The organism is Parolsenella sp., from assembly GCF_982402205.1.
In genome coordinates, this window is sequence record NZ_CEVYAT010000005.1 from 24,503 (window position 1) to 30,502 (window position 6,000).

The 6,000-nt window shown below is 63.8% G+C and carries 6 protein-coding genes; 1 reads left to right on the top strand and 5 read right to left on the bottom strand.

The annotated features are described in order from the left end of the window. Window positions 1–162 precede the first annotated feature (162 nt). The 5 genes from nagA to AC1VTH_RS00895 all read right to left on the bottom strand — a co-directional run bounded on the left by nagA (window position 163) and on the right by AC1VTH_RS00895 (window position 4,899). A complete protein-coding gene (gene nagA / locus AC1VTH_RS00875; RefSeq protein ID WP_324249947.1) occupies window positions 163–1,323 on the bottom strand; it encodes an N-acetylglucosamine-6-phosphate deacetylase in 1,161 nt (386 codons plus the stop codon). Window positions 1,324–1,335: 12 nt separating this feature from the next. Beyond that, window positions 1,336–2,151 (bottom strand): sugar phosphate isomerase family, encoded by an 816-nt coding sequence (locus tag AC1VTH_RS00880; RefSeq protein ID WP_481334207.1) that lies wholly within the window; start codon window positions 2,149–2,151, stop codon window positions 1,336–1,338. 113 nt (window positions 2,152–2,264) lie between these two features. Then, window positions 2,265–3,344 (bottom strand): ABC transporter substrate-binding protein, encoded by a 1,080-nt coding sequence (locus AC1VTH_RS00885; protein ID WP_481334209.1) that lies wholly within the window; start codon window positions 3,342–3,344, stop codon window positions 2,265–2,267. A 122-nt stretch (window positions 3,345–3,466) separates the two neighbouring features. Further along, entirely contained in the window at window positions 3,467–4,258 is a 792-nt protein-coding gene (locus AC1VTH_RS00890) for an ABC transporter ATP-binding protein (RefSeq protein ID WP_126420858.1), read from the bottom strand. Next, entirely contained in the window at window positions 4,234–4,899 is a 666-nt protein-coding gene (locus AC1VTH_RS00895) for an ABC transporter permease (RefSeq protein WP_481334211.1), read from the bottom strand. Before AC1VTH_RS00895 ends, AC1VTH_RS00890 begins: the two co-directional genes overlap by 25 nt. Window positions 4,900–5,306: 407 nt before the next feature. Here AC1VTH_RS00895 and AC1VTH_RS00900 point away from each other — a divergent pair. Further along, window positions 5,307–6,000: LacI family DNA-binding transcriptional regulator (locus AC1VTH_RS00900; RefSeq protein ID WP_481334213.1), on the top strand; the 694-nt coding region annotated here is incomplete at its 3' end.

The window sequence follows — 6,000 nt, forward strand, 5'->3', positions numbered from 1 at the left end:
TTGGACAGTAGCGTCCCCCACCCGCACACGCTTGCCTATGGTGCTCCCGCGAACGGTGGGATTAATCGCGGAGCGGCTGTGAGTCCCCGTCCCTACATACAAGAGTGGCCCCGGACGGAAGGGGGGGGGGATACGTCCGGGGCCGAGTATGAGAAAGTGTCGCTATCGGGTGTAGACCGTGCGGCCCCCCACGATCGTCCGAGCCACCTCGTAGTCCTCATCGAGCAGCACGAGGTCTGCCAGTGCGCCCTCGTCGATGTGGCCGCGATCGGCCCATCCAAAGAGTGCCGCGGGGTTTGCGGAGTTGGCCTTCGAGGCCTCCTCGACCGGTGCCCCGGTAAACTTCATGAGGTTGCGCAGGGCTTGGGCCTGCGTGAGCGTGGAACCCGCGCGCACGCCGTTGGAGGCAAGCTTGGCATCCCCGTCCTCGACCACGACGTCGTTCACGCCAAGCTTGTAGTGGCCGTCGGGAAGACCCGCCGCCATGATCGAGTCCGTGATGGCCAGGACGCGATCCCAGCCCTTGGCCTTGGCGTAGAGGCGAACGGTGCCCGGGTGGAGGTGCCTGCCGTCTGCGATGGTCTCGCAATACAGGTCGGTCTCGAGCGCAACGCCAAAGATCGCGGGATCGTGCTGGTGGAAGAGGCGCATCGCGTTACCCACGTGCGTGGCGGCCTTGGCCCCGGCCTCCACACAGCGCATGGACAGGTCATAGCCCGCCCCGCTGTGCCCGATGGCCGCCGTGATGCCCATCTTGGCAAGCTCGGGGATGAGATCGGGGACCCCAGGCACCTCGGGCGCCAGCGTGGTGTACAGCACATGCCCGCCGGCAGCCTCCTGGTAGCGTGCAAACAGGTCTGGCGAGGCCTCATGCATGAGCAGATGCTCGGGCATGGCACCCTTGTACTCGCTCGACAGGCAGGGACCCTCGAGGTGGATGCCCAGCAGGGCGGCACCGTCGTACGGACCCCCCTCGATGACCTGTCTCGCCTGCTCGATGCACCACAGCGTCTGCTCGGGCGTGTCCGTGAGAATCGAGCACAGCCAGCCGGTAACGCCCTGTGACGCAAAGAAGCGCCCGATCTTCCTGAGCCCCTCGACGTCCGCGGCGTTCACGTCGACGCCGGCGGCGCCGTGGGTGTGCACGTCGATGAAGCCTGGCAGCACCCTGAGCCCCGCCGCATCGATGACGGGCAGGGCGCCCGGGTTGTCATGCGCAGAGGAAAGGCGCACGACGCGGCCGTCCTCGACGGTGATGTCGAGACGGGCCAGCCTGCCCCGCGTGAGGACCTCTGCACCCGTTATGTAGCACGCGTTTTCCACCAGCGTCACTCCCTAGTAGGCCCTCTTGCGGGCAACGTCGTTCACGTAGATGACCGCATCGGGGTGATTCTGCAGAAGGGTCGCGGGGAACGCCGCCGTGACCTTGCCGTAGGCGGCACGGCGCACGGCACCGCGGTGCCACTCGCGAAAGACCCCGAGGCGCACCTTGCGAGCGCCGAGGATCTCCGCCATGCCGATGGTAACGGCACGGTAAGGCATGTCCTCCAGAGCTCCGCAGAGGTCTGCCGCGCTGTTGGTGGCGCGGGTCTCGGGGTGAATGTCGAGGGCGCGGGTCTCGAGGGCCGCGAACTGCTCGACAGTGAGGTCCTCCTGCGGCTCGTTGAAGGCGAGGTGGCCGGTGATGCCAATGCCGCCATAGGCGACGTCGACACCGCCCAGCGACTCGATGACCTCGGCCACGTGGCCTGGATCCTTGGGGTCGGGGAAGATGCGCTGCTCGGGCGGCATGACCAGTTCGGGGTCGATCTGGCTGTAGACCACTCGGTCCATGAAGCCGCGGAACGAGAGGCCATCGGAAGCGTCGATCCACTCGTCGTCATCGGTGAGGTACTCGTCCATGTTGATGAACCAGCAGTCCTTGAGCGAGAGGCGCTCGTCGTTGACCATCTTCACGAAGTAGGGGTACTGGCCAACGGGACCAACCGGGCAGATGAAGACCGTCTTGGCACCGGCGGCGTTGTGCTCGCGAATCGTACGGACCATGTCCTGGGCCATCTCGAAAAAGACCGCCGGCGAGTCACCGGGGAACTCGAGGCGAATCTTGGCGCCCTGTCCCAATTCCTCCGCCGAGATGTGATAGTAGTCCATGCTTCCTCCTGTTTTCGCACAACGCGGCCTCCCCGCGCGGATGGGGGAATCATCCTTCTGCGAGGAGGCCACGTGTCATGGCTCGATTGCGCGAGCCATACCGTACCAGTTAGCTACTTGATGGTCTCATAGAGCTTGTCGCCGGCGGTGATGACGTCCTCGAGGACGTAGTCGGTGACGGGCACCTCGGCCTCGATGCGGCCGTTGTCGATGAAGACCTGCTGCTGGGCCTTGTAGTAGCCCATGATCGTGTCGGTGTGGCCGATGGCATCGGCAGAGCCCTGCCAGTCGCCCTCATCCGTGGACTGTAGAAGCGTGTCCTCGGGAAGGCCGAGCTTGTCGGCGAGGAGCTTCGCGCAGGCATCGATGTTGGCGGCACGGTAGACCTTGCCCTTGTCGAGGGCGGCGGCGAAGCGCTCGAGAATCTCGGCGTTCTTGTCGGCGTACTCGGGCAGGCAGACGAAGGAGCCGGGGAAGGCGACCTTGTCGGAGTAGTCGGTGTTGTTGCCCAGGACGAGGTAGTCGTCGCCAAGCTGCTGCTCGAGCGTGACGGTGTTGGGCGACCACGTGGCGGCGGCGTCGATCTGGCCGGAGATGAGAGCGGTGGTCATGCCGTCGACCTTCATCTCGACGAGGGTGACGTCATCGGTGGTGAGGCCGGCGTCCTTGAGGACGTAGTTGAGGATGACCTCGGAGGACGTGCCGGAGGCAAAGGCGATCGTCTTGCCCTTGAGGTCGGCGGCCTTCTCGATGCCGTGGGACTTGTTGGCCACCACGGAGTCTGCCTTGGAGAGCTGGTCGAAGGCGAAGATCTTGGCCTGGCCCTCGATGCACAGCGCGTGGGCACCGTGGCCGATCTGGGCGAGGTCGATGTCGCCGGACTGCATGGCCGCGATCTCGGCGGGGCCGGCATCGAACTGGGAGGGCTCGACGGTGATGCCAACCTCATCGAAGTAGCCCTGGTCGATGGCGGCGTACAGGGTGGCGGCGGAGCCCAGGTTGGGCATGAAGGCGACGCGCAGGGTAACCGGGTCATAGGAGGCCGTGGCGGCAGAGGAGGCAGCCTCGGTCGTGGCGGCGGTGGAGCCAGAGCCGCCGCAGCCAACGAGACCGAGGCCGGCAGCGGCCGCACCGAAACCGCAGATCTTCAGGAACGAGCGACGGGACATCTGGGCGGTATCGAGCTTCTTCATGACAGGTTCCTTTCCCTGTGTGTGGACGAGGACGTCGTCCTCCTCTTCCTTTCGGGGGCGCGGCCCCGATAAAGCCAGACAGACTTGCTTGGGCTCCGAGGCGCCCCCGCCTTGCGGCGGCCCTACTTCCTGACCGAGAGGTACTCCTGGTAGACCTGGCTCCAGATGTGGTTCTTGAGCTCGAGGAACCGGGGCGACATCTTGGTCTCCTGCGTACGCGGATAGGGGATGTCGATGTCGACGACCTCCTTGACGCGACCCGGGCGCGCGTACATGATCACGACGCGCTGGGCGAGCACGATGGCCTCCTCGACGTCGTGGGTGATGAAGAAGCAGGTCTTCTGCTCCTTCTCCCACGTCTCGAGCAGCTCGGACTGTAGCTGGGTCCTCGTCTGGGCATCGAGCGCGCCAAAGGGCTCGTCCATGAGCAGGACCTTGGGGTTCACAGCGTAGGCGCGAGCGATGGCAACGCGCTGCTTCATGCCGCCCGAAAGCTCTTTGGGGTAGGACTTCGCGAAGTCCTGGAGCTCGACGAGCTTGATGTACTTGTTGGCGATCTCGTCGCACTCTTCCTTGCTCTTACCTTGGAGCTTGAGGCCGAACTTGACGTTCTCCTCCACCGTGAGCCAAGGGAACAGCGCGTACTGCTGGAAGACGATGCCGCGGTCGGGGCCGGGGCCCTCGACGGGCTTGCCGTCCACGGTGACGCTACCGCTCGTGGGCTCCTCAAGCCCGCCGATGATGTTGAGCAGCGTCGACTTTCCGCAGCCGGAGGGGCCCACGACGCAGACGAACTCGTTCTCGTGAATGTCAAGGTTCACTCCGTTCAGGGCGGTCATCTCGCCCTTGCGGGTATCGAACTTCTTGACGACGTTGTCGATGTGAACCTTTACTGCTGCACCGTTTCCTGCCATCCCGTGAACCTCCTCTCAAGGTAGCGGACGATCTTCTCGAACAGAATTCCGATGATGCCGAGCAGGATGATGCCGAGCAGGACGACGTCCATCTGGTAGTAGCCGCTTGCCTGCTGAATCATCATGCCGATGCCCTTGTCTCCGCCAACGATCTCCGAGGCCATGAGGGTCGTGAGCGACGTGGACAGGCCAAGGCGCGCGGCGACGAGAATGAACGGGGTGGAGGCGGGGATGGTGACCTTGAAGAAGATGTCGGACTGCTTGGCACCGAGGACCTTCGCCGCCTTGATGAGCGTCGTGTCTACGCCCTTGACGCCCTGGTAGATGGTCACGACCATCACGAGGAACGAAGCGATGAAGATGACCGTGATCTTCGAGGCCTGGCCGATGCCCAAAGCCGCGATGATGAGGAAGACGTAGGCCAGCGGCGGGATGTTCCTGATGAACTGGATCCAGGGCTCAACGACGTGACGGAACGGGTCATACCAGGCCATGAGGAACGCCACCGGGATCGACGCCACGAAGGCAAGGCCAAATCCCGTGAGCACGCGGGAGACGGACGCCCAGACGTGGGCCCACAGGATGCCGCTCGCGGCTCGGCTCGCGAACGCCTCCCACACCTTGAGGGGCGGCGCGAACACTGCTGGCCACTTGCTAGACGCGAGCAGCCACAAGGCCACTGCCAGCGCCAGGGAGATAAGCGCCCAAGCCCAGCTTGGCACCTTGCTCCAGATTGACTCCTTCTTGTTTTTCAACGACGGCCTCCTTCTCCTCCGGAACGTCGGAAAAGCACTTAAACGAGTAAGTGATTGGAGTTGTACCACAGCCAAGATTTCGGATTTGCTTACGATTCGTAAAGGCGTCCCCTTTTTACCGTTCGCGTTCCGAAACAGACCGTTCACAAAGCAACAAGCCGATTACCTCGGTAAACGGCGGTTTTGTGGGGGCAAACGTTATTTGACCAGTTTTGTGGCACCAAATCGCTGTCCGTGGTACATAGTTAGTGGTTACTTAAACGTAAAAGCTATTCCGTGGCAATCGAGGCGAAATGGGCAAGCGGGCCACTCTCAAGGACGTCGCACGGGAGGCCGGTGTCACGCCGGCAACCGTCTCCTACGTGATCAACAACACGCCGGGCCAGTCCATCCGCCCCGAGACTCGCAAGCGCGTGCTCGAGGCCGCCCGTAAGCTCAAGTACGCGCCCAACGCGCACGCCCGCACCCTTCGCAACCACCACAGCCCCTGCATCGGCATGGTCATACGCAAGAACCTGGCCGTGCCGCGCTTCTCGCAGATGGCCTACGGCATCCAAACCAAGCTCGAGCAGGAGGGTTACAACGCCCTTCTGCTGGGCAACAAGATCAACAATCTTGGCATTGCCGACTACGCAGAGGCCTTCCTGGCCGGCCGCGTGGGCGGCATCATCTTTATTGGGACCGACAACCAGGGCCCGGACGAGCGAAGCCTCAAGGTCCTCTCCGACGAGCATGCCCCGCTCGTGGTGTTCGACACCCAGACCCAGGCAGACTCCTACAGCACCGTAGACCTCGACTACGTTGGCGGCGCCCGTCTGTCCTGCGAGCGGGTCCTCTCGCGCGGCTGCAAGCGCGTCCTCTACTTCAGGCCCGACATCGATAAGCCCCAGGAGACTCTGCGCGAGCAGGGCGTGAGGGAGACGTGCGAGGCGGCGGGCGTCGAGCTCGTCTGCGCACGCTCCCCCATCACGCTCGATAACATCGAGC